Source organism: Ruegeria sp. YKSF57 (assembly GCF_059612585.1).
This window is the reverse complement of the sequence record NZ_JBXWQW010000069.1, coordinates 1-15056: the sequence shown is the minus strand read 5'-3', so window position 1 is coordinate 15056 and position 15056 is coordinate 1. Positions and strand designations below refer to the sequence as shown.

The 15056-nt window shown below is 57.3% G+C and carries 16 protein-coding genes and 1 pseudogene; 4 read left to right on the top strand and 13 right to left on the bottom strand.

The annotated features are described in order from the left end of the window. The 7 genes from AC2FLX_RS20310 to AC2FLX_RS20280 form a co-directional block, all read right to left on the bottom strand. Positions 1 to 1040: PstA family ABC transporter permease (locus AC2FLX_RS20310; protein ID WP_496875516.1), on the bottom strand; the 1040-nt coding region annotated here is incomplete at its 3' end. Next, entirely contained in the window at positions 1037 to 2509 is a 1473-nt protein-coding gene (pstC, locus tag AC2FLX_RS20305; protein ID WP_496810402.1) for a phosphate ABC transporter permease subunit PstC, read from the bottom strand. The genes AC2FLX_RS20310 and pstC, both read right to left, overlap by 4 nt. A gap of 81 nt (positions 2510 to 2590) precedes the next feature. Then, entirely contained in the window at positions 2591 to 3631 is a 1041-nt protein-coding gene (locus tag AC2FLX_RS20300) for a substrate-binding domain-containing protein (protein ID WP_480751399.1), read from the bottom strand. A 195-nt stretch (positions 3632 to 3826) separates the two neighbouring features. After that, positions 3827 to 4873, bottom strand: a complete 1047-nt coding sequence (locus AC2FLX_RS20295) for a sensor histidine kinase (RefSeq protein WP_496810401.1) — start codon at positions 4871 to 4873, stop codon at positions 3827 to 3829. Between the two features lie 71 nt (positions 4874 to 4944). Beyond that, positions 4945 to 5469 (bottom strand): gamma carbonic anhydrase family protein, encoded by a 525-nt coding sequence (locus tag AC2FLX_RS20290; protein ID WP_480751396.1) that lies wholly within the window; start codon positions 5467 to 5469, stop codon positions 4945 to 4947. Next, positions 5466 to 6107, bottom strand: a complete 642-nt coding sequence (gene gmk, locus AC2FLX_RS20285) for a guanylate kinase (protein WP_480751395.1) — start codon at positions 6105 to 6107, stop codon at positions 5466 to 5468. Before gmk ends, AC2FLX_RS20290 begins: the two co-directional genes overlap by 4 nt. A gap of 18 nt (positions 6108 to 6125) precedes the next feature. Continuing rightward, entirely contained in the window at positions 6126 to 7016 is an 891-nt protein-coding gene (locus AC2FLX_RS20280; RefSeq protein ID WP_496810400.1) for a YicC/YloC family endoribonuclease, read from the bottom strand. Between the two features lie 272 nt (positions 7017 to 7288). Between AC2FLX_RS20280 and AC2FLX_RS20275 the strand changes: the two genes are divergently transcribed. From AC2FLX_RS20275 to AC2FLX_RS20265, 3 genes are all read left to right on the top strand, one after another. Beyond that, entirely contained in the window at positions 7289 to 7909 is a 621-nt protein-coding gene (locus AC2FLX_RS20275) for a PAS domain-containing protein (RefSeq protein WP_480751392.1), read from the top strand. 614 nt (positions 7910 to 8523) lie between these two features. Further along, a complete protein-coding gene (gene aroQ, locus AC2FLX_RS20270; protein WP_496810399.1) occupies positions 8524 to 8973 on the top strand; it encodes a type II 3-dehydroquinate dehydratase in 450 nt (149 codons plus the stop codon). Beyond that, on the top strand, positions 8970 to 9725 hold the full coding sequence (locus AC2FLX_RS20265; protein ID WP_496748178.1) for an autoinducer binding domain-containing protein: 756 nt from the start codon (positions 8970 to 8972) through the stop codon (positions 9723 to 9725). The genes aroQ and AC2FLX_RS20265 overlap by 4 nt, the downstream gene beginning before the upstream one ends. 367 nt (positions 9726 to 10092) lie before the next feature. Here AC2FLX_RS20265 and tsf read toward each other — a convergent pair whose 3' ends face one another. The 5 genes from tsf to AC2FLX_RS20240 form a co-directional block, all read right to left on the bottom strand. Further along, complete coding sequence (gene tsf, locus AC2FLX_RS20260) at positions 10093 to 10968, bottom strand: translation elongation factor Ts (RefSeq protein WP_496810398.1); 876 nt, start codon at positions 10966 to 10968, stop codon at positions 10093 to 10095. 76 nt (positions 10969 to 11044) lie between these two features. Next, positions 11045 to 11824 carry a 30S ribosomal protein S2 gene (gene rpsB, locus AC2FLX_RS20255; RefSeq protein WP_480751385.1) on the bottom strand — a complete coding sequence of 260 codons (780 nt, stop codon included), beginning with the start codon at positions 11822 to 11824 and terminating at the stop codon, positions 11045 to 11047. A 166-nt stretch (positions 11825 to 11990) separates the two neighbouring features. Then, complete coding sequence (gene olsA, locus AC2FLX_RS20250) at positions 11991 to 12827, bottom strand: lyso-ornithine lipid O-acyltransferase (RefSeq protein WP_496810397.1); 837 nt, start codon at positions 12825 to 12827, stop codon at positions 11991 to 11993. Then, complete coding sequence (olsB, locus tag AC2FLX_RS20245; RefSeq protein WP_496810396.1) at positions 12824 to 13585, bottom strand: L-ornithine N(alpha)-acyltransferase; 762 nt, start codon at positions 13583 to 13585, stop codon at positions 12824 to 12826. The genes olsA and olsB overlap by 4 nt, the downstream gene beginning before the upstream one ends. Before the next feature lie 109 nt (positions 13586 to 13694). After that, positions 13695 to 13883, bottom strand: coding sequence for a DUF3553 domain-containing protein (locus AC2FLX_RS20240; protein WP_480751381.1), 189 nt, complete (start codon positions 13881 to 13883; stop codon positions 13695 to 13697). A 45-nt stretch (positions 13884 to 13928) separates the two neighbouring features. Here AC2FLX_RS20240 and AC2FLX_RS20235 point away from each other — a divergent pair, with 45 nt between their 5' ends. Then, positions 13929 to 14525 (top strand): histidine phosphotransferase family protein, encoded by a 597-nt coding sequence (locus tag AC2FLX_RS20235; RefSeq protein ID WP_480751380.1) that lies wholly within the window; start codon positions 13929 to 13931, stop codon positions 14523 to 14525. A 22-nt stretch (positions 14526 to 14547) separates the two neighbouring features. On the opposite strand, the pseudogene proA reads toward AC2FLX_RS20235, so the two are convergent. Then, a pseudogene (proA, locus tag AC2FLX_RS20230) lies at positions 14548 to 15056 on the bottom strand (glutamate-5-semialdehyde dehydrogenase); the annotation flags it as partial.

The window sequence follows — 15056 nt, the reverse complement described above, 5'->3', positions numbered from 1 at the left end:
TGATGAAACACGGATTGCATCTTCGATGCCCCTACCCCAAGCGCCGCATCACGAATGCTGGGCGGTACCGATTTTAGCGATGCACGAGTCGAAATGATGATCGTTGGCAGGGTCATCAGCGTCAAGACCAGCCCTCCCACCAGAGGTGCGGACATCGGCAAGTGCATATAGTTGATGAAGACTGCAAGGCCCAGGATACCAAAAACGATCGACGGTACAGCGGCCAGGTTTGAAATGTTCACTTCGATGACATCGGTCAGCCAGTTTTTCGGCGCAAATTCCTCAAGATAGATCGAAGCTGCCACTCCTATTGGCAATGCCAGCACCAATACCACCAGCATCATGAACAGCGATCCGATCATCGAAACCCCCATACCTGCCGCTTCCGGCCTCTGGTCAGAGGCGTCGGCACCAAAGATGAAATCCGGATTGACGGTTTTTTTCAGGACGCCCGCGTTGCGTAGTTGGTCCACGAAATCCAGCTGCTCGGCAGAAATGGACTTGTCATTTTCGATGGAAGCCCGCGTGACTCGGCCTTTCAAATAGCCGTCTACTCGCGAATTGGCGAGAAAACGAAACTCGATTGTTTTTCCGATCTTGTCGGGATGTGCCAGAACATACTCACGCAATTGCGCGACTGCGCTTTTCGACAGAATGCCTGCCTGATCTTTCGTTTTCAGTTCAGTCTTGAGCCCAAGCTTTTTCACTTCGGTCTCAAAGGCGTTGTTGATGAGGGGCGCATAGCCAAAGGTGGTCACTTTCTTGATGTCTTCAAGATTCCGGTCGCCTTTCTTGTCGAGTTTGCTTTCCAGCAACTCGACCGGCAGGGTTACAAAGGTTTGCGTATATGCACCCATGCCCTTGCTCACAATGTTATAGACCAGTAGCACAAGCATCAGCAGGCCAATGGCAATTGCGACGGCACCATACGCCTTGAACCGGGTCTCGGCGCGATTTCTGCGGATGGTGCGGGCATCTTTCTTTAGCAGTGAAGCGTTTTGCCTGCGGGACGAGACGCCGTTTCGGCTGATATCGGTCATTCGTACTGCTCCCGGTATTTGCGCACGATGTAAAGCGCCAGAACGTTCAGGCCGAGTGTAAGGACGAACAGCGTCAGGCCTAGCGCGAACGCGACCAGCGTCTCTGGGCTGGCAAAGTCGGTATCCCCGGTCAGCTGGCTGACAATCCGGGTGGTGATAGTTGTCATTGATTCCAAAGGATTAAGCGAGAACTTGGCAATAGCCCCAGCCCCCATGACGACGATCATAGTTTCACCGATAGCGCGCGAGGCGGCCAGCAGAACCGCGCCCACAATGCCGGGCAGCGCGGCGGGAAGGACGACCTGGCGAATGGTTTCGGATCTAGTCGCGCCCAGGCCCAGCGAGCCGTCGCGCATCGATTGTGGAACGGCGTTGATGATATCATCGGACAGGGACGAGACGAACGGGATCAGCATGATCCCCATCACCAATCCTGCGGTCAGTACCGACGTTGCACCGGCCATCCATTCGACCCCCAGAAACCCGCCCTTGGAAAAAACGTTTGCCAGCATCGGGCCAACGGTCAGCAATGCAAAGAGGCCGTAGACGATTGTCGGGATGCCGGCGAGAATTTCGATCATTGGCTTGGCAAAGCTGCGGGTGGCCTTGCCGGCGTATTCGGACAGGTAGATTGCGGCGAATAGTCCAATTGGTACTGCCACCAGAAGCGCGATGGCCGAAATGTACAACGTGCCCCACAGCAGCGGCAGAATGGACAATTCGGAATCGCCGCGGAAATTCGGCGCCCAGGTGCTGCCCAGGAAGAAGTCCTTCCAATCATGCATGCGGAAGAAATTCGTGGTCTCGAAGAGCATCGACAGAACGATGCCAACTGTGGTCAGAATGGCCAGCGAGGCGGCCAGGATCAGTAACGCCAGAATGCCGCGTTCGACGGTATTGCGCGCCCGGAAGTCTTTGTGAGTTCTCGCGTAGGAGACTGCCAGACCGCCAAGGGCAAGCGCTGCGACGAGGATTGCCATTGCACTTCCGCCAAGGGTGTTCATCCGACGATAGCTTTGTGCGGCGCGCAGAACCTCAGGGCGAACATCCGATCCCAGCGCGACGCCGAGATCACCCAATTGCGCACGGATATCTGTTTCCTCTGCATCCAGTGCGCGGGCCTCAAGTCGGGTCAGGACACCCTGTTGCACGGCGATGTCCAATCCATCGGCCACACGCCGGACATCGGACATAAGCAGGTCACGGGTCGATTCCTGCGGAATCGCCTCGTCGGGGATCATGCCCGAGACCCGGCTCTCGACGATCATGGGCTGTGCCAGCAGCCATATGACGAGAACGCCGAGCGCGGGCACAAGAGATGTCAGCGCCACGTTAAATCCGTAGTAGACGGGCAAGGAATGGAGGGCGCGCGTGTTGCCGCCAGCCGAATTCAGTGCGCTACGGCGCCCGGCGACATACCCGATGGCGGCCAGAACAAACAGCGATATCACCAGCCAGAGTGTCGGCATCAGAACCAATATCCGTATTCAGAAGCAGCAAGACCGGGGCAGCGCTCCTGCCCCGGTCAGTTTCGGATGATCGCGGGCAGATTACGAATTGCCGTCCATAGTGGCTTCGTCTGCGACAGCGTTCTGGGTGTCGCCCAGTTCAGGGTCGGCGACCAGGCCGTATTCGGCCAATGGGCCATCGGGGCCTGCGACCTCGTCAGCGACGAAGAACTCGACATATTCCTTGAGGCCGGGGATCACACCGATATGCGCTTTCTTCACGTAGAAGAACAGTGGGCGGGACACCGGGTATTCGCCGGTTGCGATCGATTCGGTCGAGGGAACGATGCCCGACATGGTGGCAACCTGCAGCTTGTCGGTGTTGTTCTCATAGAAAGCCAGACCAAAGACGCCGATGCCGCTTTGGTTTGATTCGATGCGGGCCAGCGTTTCGGTGTAATCGCCGTCGATATCGACAGATTTGCCATCGGTGCGCAGAGCGATACAGGCTTTTTCAGCCGCTTTTTTGTCATCGCCATTGGCCGCCATGAAAGCTTCGAATGCGCCGGTTTCCTCGCAGCCAGCAAGGATTACCTTGTCTTCGAACACCTCGCGGGTGCCGTGCTTGGTTCCGGGGATGAAGGCCTGAATATCAACAACCGGGAAATCCGGGTTCACATCGGCCCAAGTGGTGTTGGGGTTGTCGACCAGAGCGCCGTCGACCAGAATCTTGTCGGACAGGGCCGAAAACCAGTCGCTTGGGGTGAACTCATAAGAGTTGCCGTTGATATCGCTGGCAAAAACGATGCCGTCATAGCCGATGCGGACCTCGATAATGTCGGTTACGCCGTTTTCGGCACAGACCTTGATTTCCTTGTCCTTGATCTTGCGTGAGGCATTGGCGATGTCGATAGTGTTTTCGCCCACACCCTCACAGAACCGCTTGAGGCCAGCGGACGACCCACCGGATTCAACAACCGGCGTCGGGAAGTCGAAATTTTCGCCAAAAGCTTCGGCAACGATCGAGGCATAAGGCAGTACGGTCGACGAGCCGGCAACCTGAACCTGATCACGAGCGGCGGCAGCAGTTGCGGATACAGCGGCAATTGCGAGGGCCGAAGCCGACAGTTTCACAAAGGACATTTCAGTCTCCTTGGTAGAGATACGTTTGCGATCACCCCATGATGATCCTGGGCGCACTCCTAGGGACGGCGCGTAAGCCTTTTGTGACGGGTTTGTAACAGTTGCATGACAACTGGCCGGGTTTGGCAAAAATATTCCGCATTGCTGTTATGCGCATGTTTCATGACTGACACATCAATGCCAAATCTGCTGGAATCACCGCGGCAGGGACACCGTGAAGGTTGATCCTTTGCCAACCTCGCTTTCGACCCGCAGCCGCCCGCGATGGCGATTGACGATGTGCTTGACGATGGCAAGCCCCAGCCCGGTGCCGCCAAGTTGACGCGAGCGGTGGCTGTCAGCGCGATAGAACCGTTCGGTCAGCCGGGGCAGATGAATCGCATCTATCCCCGGCCCCTTGTCGATGATCTGAACCCGCGCTGCGGGGCCGCGAAGGGCCGGATCGCGTTCGGGTGTCATCAGGATCGCGGTCACTTGTCCACCGCTGCCGCCATATTTGATCGCGTTTTCGATCAGGTTGGTGAAGACCTGTCGGAGCTGATCGGGATCACCCTTGATCATTACCGGGTCGTCGGGCGTTTCCAGTTTCAGGGAAACATTCGCGGTGTCAGCCAAGGGGCGAAGGGAGTTCATCGTGGTCAGCAACACCGTCGAAAGGTCGAGTTCCTGCTTTGGGCGCACCCGTTCTTCGCTTTCGACGCGGTTCAGAGACATCAGGTCGCCAACCAGACGGTTCATCCTGTCGGCCTCATCCGCCATAATCTGAAGAAAGCGTGCGCGGGCTGTTTCGTCGTCCTTCGCCGGGCCGCGCAGAGTTTCGATGAATCCCATGAGCGCTGTCAACGGGGTGCGTAATTCGTGGCTGACATTGGCGACGAAATCCCGTCGCATTTGCCCGGCCTGTTCAAGATGGGTGATGTCCTTGAAACAGACAAGCGCCGCCCCTGCCTCGGTCTCGCCGAGGTCAGATATGAATCGGCATTCGACCTCGAAAGTGGTGTCCTGTGCGCCGTCGTTGGCCAGGTGCCGAGTGATTGTGGGCTCTGTGGTCTTAAGCGTTTTCTCCAGAGCTTCGATGACCTGCGGCTGGCGCAGGATGGTTGCAAAATGTCGACCTGAGATCTGTTGCCCCAAGAGTTTCCGAGCATCGGAGTTTGCGACAATGATCCGTTCGGACCTGTCCACCAGAACCGCAGGCATGGGAATTGCAGTGATGAATTCTGACAGGAGATCAAGTGGCATGGGTGGATTCGCGACTATTGGGTTGCCCGGCGACTGCTAAACCCGGATTGCGGTGTCTCGCTGGCGGAGTGTCATGAGACGGGGACAAGGGTTTCGCGAAACTTGCGCATGTTTTCCTGATACATCCGCGCGCTCAAGGCAAGCCGGGCGGCGGCCGTGTCATCGAGTTGGCGCACGACCTTTCCGGGAGTGCCCATGACCAATGAGTTGTCTGGGATTTCCTTGTTTTCAGTGATCAGTGCCCCAGCCCCGATCAGGCAGTTCCTGCCTATTTTTGCGCCGTTCAGGACGATGGCGCCCATGCCGATCAGGGTGTTGTCCCCGATCGTGCAGCCATGCAGCATCACCTTGTGGCCGATGGTGCAGTCGCGGCCGATGGTCAAGGGATAGCCCGCGTCGATATGCATGATGCAGTCTTCCTGCACGTTGCTGCCAGCGCCCACACGGATCTCTTCGTGATCGGCGCGGATGGTGCAGCCGAACCAGACCGATGCGCCTTGTTCAAGCACGACCTGGCCGATCAGGTTGGCATCCGGTGCGACCCAGGTGTCTGGGTGGATCCGTGGCTTGTGTTCGCCGAGAGCATAGATCGTCATGACGTTTCCTCGAATTCGGATTGCAGGGCGCGCACGTGGTCCGTCAGGTGCGGCTGTTGGATGCGGCGCAGTCGGGTCGCGGTGATGATGGTCTTGAGCGCCTCTTCGGTCGCGTCCAGATCATCGTTGATCAGCACGTGGTCGTAACTGCCCCAGTGACTGATCTCGTCCCAGCTTTTCTGCATCCGGCGCGCGATGGTTTCGGCATCGTCCTGACCACGCGATTCCAGTCTGCGGCGCAACTCGTGGATCGAGGGTGGCAGGAGGAAGATCGACAGCGTGTGCTGACCCAGATCGGAGTTCCGGATCTGTTGCGCCCCCTGCCAGTCGATGTCGAACAGAACGTCCTGCCCGTTTTCGATGGCGGTTTGTACCGGGCCCTTGGGTGAGCCGTAGAAGTTGCCGAAGACGTGGGCATGTTCCAGCATTTCGCCCTTGTTCACGGCGGATTTGAACGCCTCTTCGGTGATGAAGTGATAGTCCTGTCCGTCGATCTCTGTGGGGCGTGGTTCGCGGGTGGTGGCCGAGACCGAGAACCGGATGGATGCGTCCCACGCCCGCAGCCGTTTGGCCAGCGTGGACTTGCCCGCGCCCGAGGGTGAGGACAGAATGATCAGAAGGCCCCGGCGATTTGCCATGATGTCGTATTCCCGTATTTATTCCACGTTCTGCACTTGTTCGCGCATCTGATCGATCACGGCCTTGAGCTCAAGCCCCAGGGTGGTCAAATCCGCGTTCTGCGACTTTGAACACACCGTATTGGCCTCGCGGTTGAACTCCTGCATCAGGAAATCCATTTTGCGACCAATCGGCCCGCCCTGCCCCAACAGATCGCGCGCGGCAGCAACATGGGCGGTAAGACGATCGATTTCCTCGGTCACATCGGCCTTGACCGCAATCAGGGCGAGTTCCTGCGCAACCCGATCGGGGTCTGCGCCGTCGGTATTGTTCAGCACGCGCGCGAGATTGACCTTGAGAGTGTCTGCCATCTGGTCCCGCCGGGAAAGCGCCAGTTCGGCAGCCTGTCTGGTCAGAGCCTCGACCAGATCGAGTTGCGATTGCAGCACGCGCACCAACGCATCCCCTTCGGTCCCGCGCATATCCAGAAAGGACCGGACCAGTTGCCCGAAATCCCGTTTCAGCTGTTCAACCAGAGGCCCGGCGTCATCCTCGTCAGCGCCTGCTTCCATCATACCGCGCAAGGCCAGGAGATCTGATGCGCGGGATGGAGCAAGGGATATTCCCTTGGTTTTTGCCTCGTGCTCGACCGTCGCCAGAGCGTCGAGTGCTGATTGTAGCAAATCGCGGTTCAGCGTCAGGTCGCCACTTTCTTCGCTGCGGGCGACTCGCAGGGACAGGGTGATATTGCCGCGCGCGGCCGCCTTGGCCAGGTCGGCGCGAAGGGCCGCTTCGAGACCGGTCAGCCAATCGGGAACACGCAAACGCAGGTCCAGCCCCTTGCCGTTCACGCTGCGCAATTCCCAGCTCCAGCTATATGCGCCAAATTCGCCCTTGCCCGAGGCGAAACCGGTCATGGATCTTATCATACCTGCCCTTTCCTGATGCCGGTGGTGGATGCACCTAATGCCATAGGGCGGCAGAGGGCAAGTGTTGGCCTGAAAAGGTCACATTAACCGGCGTTAACCAAACGTTAAAGATTTGCTCCAAAATTGACTCAACCCGTGTCAGGATAAGACTTGAGTAAACTGCGTATCACTGAGCGCTGAGTAGTTGGGTGATCTGTCATTTGGCAGGGGGTTAAGTGGTGAAAGAGTTGAGTAAAAACGTCCCCGGACCGGTATCGGGGAAGGTGGTGCCCATGGATCGGTTTGTCAGCGGTCGCAGTTTATCTCCCATCCGGCAGGCCGAAGCCTATTGGACCGCGCTGTTGGATGGCACAGGCGTTCCGAAGCGGTCGGATATTGATCCGCGCGGGTTGAACAACATCCTGCAGTTCACTTTCATCCTGGAACGTGTCGCGCCTGGTGTCGCACGGTTTCGTCTGGCTGGCAGCCATTTGACAGAGTTGGCCGGTATGGAAGTGCGCGGGATGCCGGTTTCAGCGTATTTCACACCTTGCGCTCGGGATGAACTGGCCAATGCCCTGGTGCAGGTCTTCGACGCACCAGCCATTGCAGAGTTTAAATTGGCGGCGCCGACACGGCTGGGGATGGCGAAAGTCGAGGCCAGGATGATCCTGATGCCTTTGAAAAGCGATTTGGGCGATGTCAGCCGTGTATTGGGAGTATTGGTGGCCGACACATTCAGAGCCAAAACCCCGGTGAGATTTGACATTGAATCATGTCGGGTCAAACCCGTCTCGCAGCTTGCCGCGAGGCCGGTGAGTTGCACGGAATCGGTTGCGGGACTGACCGCGGATCAAGGAGCGTTCAAATCTCGCACCTTTCAACTGCGGCTGGTGTCATCAAATGACAATTAGACAAAGAGGATTCACCTGAGGATAAGCTCGTAGTGACGCACGGACGATCTGCGGCCCTGCGGTTATCACACGGTGGACGTTGTCGTGCGTAAAGATCGAGGCCAAGTTAAAAGCTGCGACCTTCAACCCTTGGGTGATTGGAAGGCATGCCGTGTCTGTATTCACTGGTTAACAGTTCGGCCCGCGTCCGCTTCGTTCAAAGAGGCCATCTTGGGAAAGGAAACCCTTCGATTTGGATGACGTGATCGCGTGACTTTCCTTGTCACGATACCAACAATACGAATCAGCATTGAACCAACGCGAACTGGAATATGCTGTAGCATTGAGAATTTTTGAGTGGTTTTGGATTGATGGCAAGCGGTTATCTGAGTTGCTCGGCCTCAGAAAACACACTGAAACTGATCAGTTAGAGGCGCCTGTTCCAAATTTCGCCATATGATGCACTGCTGAAGTTGCGCCGAACGGGTTTCAGCATCTTTTCGCCATGAAATTGTGCCAGACTTCTACCACGCTGATCGGGCAACCAATTGCCGTTGGGGCTTCGGAACCAAGGCATCGCTGTGGACAGTCGTCTGCGAACCCCGTAAAAAGTACGCCAATGGGGAAATACATACATGAAAAAAATTCTGGTCCTGAATGGTCCGAACCTGAACCTGTTGGGTACTCGACAACCAGAGGTATACGGCCACACCACGTTGAAAATGATCGAAGAGGCCTGTGTCGCGCATGGATCCGTAATCGGCCTTGACATCACATGCGTGCAGTCAAACCACGAAGGTGCGCTGATCGATGCCATTCACGACGCGCGCGGTGTTCGGGACGGGATCGTGTTGAATGCGGGAGCTTATACGCATACCTCTGTCGCCTTGATGGATGCGATTTCTTCGGCCGAAGTTCCTGTCGTTGAGGTTCACCTGTCAAATATCCATGCCCGCGAGCCCTTCAGGCACATATCCTATATCGCCCCTGTCGCGGTCGGGCAGATTTGCGGCTTTGGAGCGCAAGGATATCTGCTGGCGCTCGACGCACTGTCAAATCATTTTCAGCGAGATGACCGACAATGACGCCAGTCGAGTACCTCAATTTCGTCAGCTACGCAAAGTCGCTTGAAGAACTGTGGGATGCACATTGCCGTCAGATGGAGAAATTCGGCTTTGTTCGGCTTCTTTACGGGTACACGCAATATCGCACACCTACCTCGTTGGGCGATCCCGAGGATTTCATCATCCTGACCAACCATTGCAAGGAGTACATAGACGGGTTCCTGCACTCGGGGCTGTATTTCCACGCACCCATGCTGAAATGGGCGTTGAGAAACGAAGGCGCCGGCAGTTGGAGGCATATTTCCGAGGCGCTGGCAAACAATACGATGACCGATAAGGAGCGGCAGGTGTATGAGTTCAACGCCTCGATGGGTGTGACCGCAGGTTACACGGTCAGTTTCAACTCGGTCTCCATGCGTACCAAAGGCGCGATTTCCCTGGCCGCGCGAAAGGGGCTGTCACAAGACGATGTCGAGGCAATCTGGGATGAGCATGGAAATGACATCCTGCTGATGAACAACATAGTGCATCTCAAGATCCTGACCCTGCCCTATAATCCGCCCAACCGTTCGCTGACCAAGCGGCAACGCGAGGCGCTGCAATGGGTGGGCGACGGAAAGACGACGCAGGACATCGCGTTGCTGATGGGGCTGACATCGGCAACGGTTGAAAAACATCTCAGGCTGGCGCGTCAGGCCCTGGCCGTCGAGACGACCGCACAGGCTGTTCTGAAGGCTGCTTTGCACAATCAGATGTTCGTCATGGAAGCTTGAACCTGCGCTTTTTGCGCCAGTTGACGCATGGTTACCTAAGGTAAGGAAATCATGACTACCAAACTTTCGGGTGGCGGTGCATTATTATCTCGTTCCGTGAGTGGTGGCTTTGGCCAAGGAACATTTGGACGGATCTTCGCAATATCGTCGCTCTCCGTCCGGTCTGGCAGTGGTCGTTTTATTGTTCGGCGCGCCAATGTCGGAATTTTGAGGGGCCCTTCCATCCCCATCGTGCAGGGCCCCTCATTTATTTCCGGTTTGAGCTTGTCGGGACTGCGATTGGCGGTCCTTTTTTTCGTTCGGAAACGAAAAAGGTCGGCTGCGAATTCTGCAACCGGCCCTTTTGGAGATCCTGGATGGGTTGAACTTAACCCTGTGCGGCCTTGGCGACTTCGGCTGCGAAGTCTTCTTTTTCGACCACGATGCCTTCGCCAACTTCCAGTCGAATGAAGCCGGTGATGTTGGCGCCGGATTCTTTTGCAGCGGCTTCAACGGTCAGGTCCGGGTTTACGACGAACTGCTGGTTCAGCAGGGTCGACTCGGCCACGAATTTTTTCATCCGACCTTCGATCATCTTTTCAATCACCTGCTCCGGCTTGCCGGATTCGCGGGCGATGTCCATCTGGACCTGCTTTTCCTTTTCGACAATCGCCGGGTCCATGTCTGCTTCGGACAGGGCGGCGGGGTTTACGGCGGCGATGTGCATTGCGACCTGCTTGCCGATGTTTTCGTCGCCACCCGACAGCGCAACCAGCACACCGATCTTGCCCATGCCTGCGGTTGCCGCGTTGTGAACATAGGACACCACGGTGTCGCCTTCGATCTTGGCCATGCGGCGGATCGACATGTTTTCACCGATTTTCGCGATCTTGTCGGTCAGGGTGTCAGCGACGGATTTTCCGCCCAGATCGGCCGCTTTCAGCGCTTCAACGTCGGCGACGTTGACTGCAGCAGCGGCGATGCCAGCCACCATGTCCTGGAACTCGGCGTTCTTGGCGACGAAGTCGGTTTCTGCGTTAACCTCAACAGCCACGCCCTTGCCGCCCTCGACAACAACGGCCACCAGGCCCTCGGCGGCGGTTCGGCCAGATTTTTTCGCTGCTTTTGCCAGACCTTTGGTGCGCAGCCAGTCAACGGCGGCTTCCATGTCACCTGCGGTTTCGGTCAGGGCTTTTTTTGCGTCCATCATGCCTGCGCCGGTTGCGTCGCGCAGTTCTTTTACGAGTGCAGCTGTGATTGCCATCTCTGGGCTCTCCTCAATTCAAACGGATTAGGGGCAGGTCTACCCTGCCCCGTATGTCATTCATATGACGGGCAGCTTACGCTTCTGCGGTGGCTTCGGCGTCTTCTGCGACGGCTTCTTCGACCGGCGCTTCTTCCAGCTCACCCAGGTCAACGCCTGCGGCGCCCAGTTGCGCGGACATGCCGTCAAGCGCGGCGCGCGCAGCCAGATCGCAGTACAAAGAGATGGCACGGGCCGCGTCGTCGTTGCCGGGAATGATGTAGTCGACACCATCGGGCGAACAGTTGGTATCGACCACGGCCACAACCGGGATACCCAGTTTGTTGGCTTCGGCAATTGCCAGTGCTTCTTTCTTGACGTCGATGACAAAAAGAAGGTCCGGAACGCCGCCCATTTCGCGAATGCCACCCAGCGAAGCCTGAAGCTTCTGCTGGTCACGCTCCATGCCCAGACGCTCTTTCTTGGTCAGGCCTTCGGCGCCGGATTCCATGGTTTCGTCGATCTGCTTGAGTCGGCTGATCGACTGGGAAACGGTTTTCCAGTTGGTCAGCGTCCCACCCAGCCAGCGGTGGTTCATGAAATACTGTGCCGATTTTTCGGCCGCTTCGGCGATCGGGCCTGCGGCCTGACGCTTGGTGCCGACGAACAGGATACGGCCGCCTTTTGCGACAGTTTCACGGATCACGTTCAGCGCCTGATCCAACATAGGAACGGTCTGGGTCAGGTCCATGATGTGGATGCCATTACGCGCGCCGTAGATGAACGGCGACATGCGCGGGTTCCAGCGTTGTGTCTGGTGGCCGAAGTGAACGCCAGCTTCCAGCAGCTGACGCATGGTGAACTCGGGAAGAGCCATGCTTTGTTTTCCTTTCCGGTTTCTTCCTCGGCGGGGGTTTCAGAGCGGGTGCTCCAACCGGCGGTCCTGTTGGGGATGTCTCCCCCAAAAGGGCCAAACCCCGCCTGCGGGTTTGAATGGCGCGCGTATACGGCAGGATTGAATGGGGTGCAAGGGCCAATCGCCCTTATTTTGATGACCGCGCGAGGGCGTGGGCATTGCGCACGGCATTTTCACAATGGGCCGCGAGCGCCTTGCGGTCGCCAAAATCACTGACCTTTGCCGGGGAGTGGTAGATCAATTCGACCCAGCCTTGCCGCCGGGCCGCGAGGGTTTTGAGAAGATGCGGGCCAAACTCCATATCGCCCCACCAGCCGTAAAACCGGTCGGATTCACCATCGGGGGCGTGGAAAATGACCGAAACGGGCTGGATGTGAACGTCATCCCGCAGGTGATCGGAGAAGAACGCAGCGAACAGAGTTGTTTTGAATGGCAAAACCCTCAAACCATCGGTCGAAGTGCCTTCGGGAAAAAACAGGAGTTTATGACCCGCCTTGAGCCGGGATTCAAAAATCTCGGTCTGTTCCCTGGCCTTTTTAGGGTTCCGTTCGATGAACACCGTTCCGGTTGCACGCGCCAGCCAGCCAATGGCAGGCCATCTCGCAACCTCGGCTTTGGACACGAAATAGACCCGCTTGCGCGCATTCAGGGCGAATATGTCCAGCCAGGAAGTATGATTTGCAACCACAGCGCCGTGTTGGTGCATCAGTTCGCCGGACGTGCAGAACCCGATTCCCAGGATACGCAGCGCATTCCGGCACACGAATTGAGCGATGTGAGGCGTGATCGGGCGATTATGGCCATGAATCGGATGTTCGATCAGGCGAACCAGTAGAAGAACCAGAAGCCCGCCAAACACCAAAAACGCCAAGGGCATGCCACGTGCCAGAACACGTAACCATCCTCCCAAACTGATGCGGATCGGATCAGGTTCATCATCGCTGTTCCACAGAGGGTCGGTCACATGCGCGCTCCGCTGTAGATACGACGCTGGCGCTCGTTCATTCGGGCGGTATCGAGGATCAGGCAGACATCCGTGGTGTTGAAGGCATGATCGATATAGGCGCCGTCCCCAACAAATCCGCCCAGCCGCAGGTAGGCCTTGATCAGGGTCGGAACGCCCAGCATCGCCTCGCGGCGATTCAGTTCGGCTTTTGGTATGAGGTTCATATCAACGTAGTGCCTGGGCTGCGCCCTGACGCGAATATCGGCCGGAGCCAGGTGGTTGTGATGCAGCATCGATAGCGGCTGGGCCAGTGTCGTCACGTCGGTGCCGTGAAAGCTGGCGACGCCGAACAGAATGTCGATTTGATGGTCCGCCACATAGGCCGCCAACCCGTTCCACAGATGATACATCGCCATGCCGCCCCGATAGTCGGGATGCACGCAGGACCGCCCCAATTCCAGCAGTTTCCTGCCGCTTCTTTTGAGAACGGTCAGGTCATATTCGTCCTCGGAATAGAACTGGCCCGCGGCCTGAGCCTTGTCATCGGGCAGCAGCCGATAGACACCAATCACATTGCCGGTTTCATCATCAATGGCCAGCATGTGATCGAAGAAAGGGTCAAACCTGTCGCGTTCCAGTCCTGTGTCGTGATCCACCATCTTGCCCCCACCGCCCAGTTCGCGCACGAAGACGTTATAACGCAGGCGCTGCGCCGCGTGCAGCTCTGCCTCGGTCTCGGCGATCTTGACGGTAAAACTTGGGCCGCGGTCCGACATATCCTATCCAATGGTTTGGCAATCATTTTGCCGTCGCGCTGATACAGTACATTCAAAAGAAATGGCAACCTGTCGATGCTTTTCCGTGTGGACGTTAACCAATCGTCAATCAGTTTTCCGGATCAAAGATGGGCAAAAGGGCGATGTTCGTTCCGTCGATCACCACTTTCCCCTGCTCGCGGAAGTTGACAGTGATCTTGCCACCTATGTTGGACTGAACCTGTCCAACACCCCAGTCGGGGAAATCGGGGTGGCGGACGAACATGCCCGGTGCAAGAATTGCATTAAGGTCTGTCATAACGGCTTGTTTCCGGGATATCTGACGGGTCTGCAGGAGGTACGCATGAGCGAAGGCAACGTCAACCTGGCCGCTTTGATCGGGTCGCGAATCTGTCATGACCTGATCAGTCCGATCGGCGCGATCACAAACGGATTGGAGTTGCTGAACATGTCCGGCGGGGTGCCGGGCCCCGAGATGGAGCTTATCTCGGGCAGCGTGGACAATGCCAGTGCCCGTATACGGTTCTTTCGCATCGCCTTCGGGGCCGGAGGAAATCAGCCGCTGGGACGTACTGAAATAACCGGGGTGCTAGCCGATCTGACGAGAACCGGGCGCGTAAAAATCCATTGGGCGCCAGGTGACGCCAAACCACGCAGCGAGGTCAAACTGGCTTTTCTGGCAATTCAGTGCTGCGAATCCGCGATGCCATTTGGGGGCACTGTCGAGGTGACCTGTTCGGAAGGTCAATGGAATGTGGTTGGCACAGCCGACAAGATGAACGTGAATCAGGACTTGTGGCACGGGCTGAATACACGGGACTTCAAGGTGCAGGTCACCCCGGCTCTGGTTCAGTTCGCGTTACTGGCGCAAACGGCAAAAGATCTTGGTCGACGCGCGCGGGCCGAAACGACATCGACCCGCGCCTCAATCCGATTCTGACTGGTCTTTCTTTGACGGAGCGTCAGGCGCGGGTGGTTCCGTTTCCGCGCACCAGATATTTGAAACTTGTCAGTTGCGCTGCGCCGACCGGGCCACGCGCATGCATCTTGCCGGTCGCGATGCCAATCTCGGCCCCCATCCCGAATTCGCCGCCATCGGCGAACTGAGTCGACGCGTTGTGCATCAGAATGGCACTGTCCAGGCGCTCGAAGAACCTTGCCGCCGTGGCGGCATCTTCGGTCATGATGCAATCAGTGTGGTTCGAGCCGTACTGACGGATATGGTCAATGGCCGCGTCAACATCCGCCACGGTGCGTGCAGCGATGATGCTGTCGAGGAATTCCTTGCCCCAGTCGGCCTCGGTCGCGGCAACGGTACCGTCGGTAGCCAAAGCGCCATCGGCATGAACCTCGACACCTGCGGCAAGAAGTGCTGCGACGACATCCTTGCCAATCGAGTCCACGACATCCTGATGCACGAGCAGGCATTCCGCCGCGCCACAGATACCGGTTCGGCGGGTCTTGGCGTTCA

Bases quoted from the DNA above. Each gene is read 5' to 3' on its own strand.
- AC2FLX_RS20265 (WP_496748178.1), top strand. From the start codon at position 8,970: ATGACGCCAGTCGAGTACCTCAATTTCGTCAGCTACGCAAAGTCGCTT.
- AC2FLX_RS20240 (WP_480751381.1), bottom strand. From the start codon at position 13,883: ATGACAGACCTTAATGCAATTCTTGCACCGGGCATGTTCGTCCGCCAC.
- pstC (WP_496810402.1), bottom strand. From the start codon at position 2,509: ATGCCGACACTCTGGCTGGTGATATCGCTGTTTGTTCTGGCCGCCATC.
- AC2FLX_RS20280 (WP_496810400.1), bottom strand. From the start codon at position 7,016: ATGATAAGATCCATGACCGGTTTCGCCTCGGGCAAGGGCGAATTTGGC.
- olsB (WP_496810396.1), bottom strand. From the start codon at position 13,585: ATGTCGGACCGCGGCCCAAGTTTTACCGTCAAGATCGCCGAGACCGAG.
- aroQ (WP_496810399.1), top strand. From the start codon at position 8,524: ATGAAAAAAATTCTGGTCCTGAATGGTCCGAACCTGAACCTGTTGGGT.
- gmk (WP_480751395.1), bottom strand. From the start codon at position 6,107: ATGGCAAATCGCCGGGGCCTTCTGATCATTCTGTCCTCACCCTCGGGC.
- AC2FLX_RS20300 (WP_480751399.1), bottom strand. From the start codon at position 3,631: ATGTCCTTTGTGAAACTGTCGGCTTCGGCCCTCGCAATTGCCGCTGTA.
- tsf (WP_496810398.1), bottom strand. From the start codon at position 10,968: ATGGCAATCACAGCTGCACTCGTAAAAGAACTGCGCGACGCAACCGGC.
- AC2FLX_RS20295 (WP_496810401.1), bottom strand. From the start codon at position 4,873: ATGCCACTTGATCTCCTGTCAGAATTCATCACTGCAATTCCCATGCCT.
- rpsB (WP_480751385.1), bottom strand. From the start codon at position 11,824: ATGGCTCTTCCCGAGTTCACCATGCGTCAGCTGCTGGAAGCTGGCGTT.
- AC2FLX_RS20290 (WP_480751396.1), bottom strand. From the start codon at position 5,469: ATGACGATCTATGCTCTCGGCGAACACAAGCCACGGATCCACCCAGAC.
- AC2FLX_RS20235 (WP_480751380.1), top strand. From the start codon at position 13,929: ATGAGCGAAGGCAACGTCAACCTGGCCGCTTTGATCGGGTCGCGAATC.
- AC2FLX_RS20275 (WP_480751392.1), top strand. From the start codon at position 7,289: ATGGATCGGTTTGTCAGCGGTCGCAGTTTATCTCCCATCCGGCAGGCC.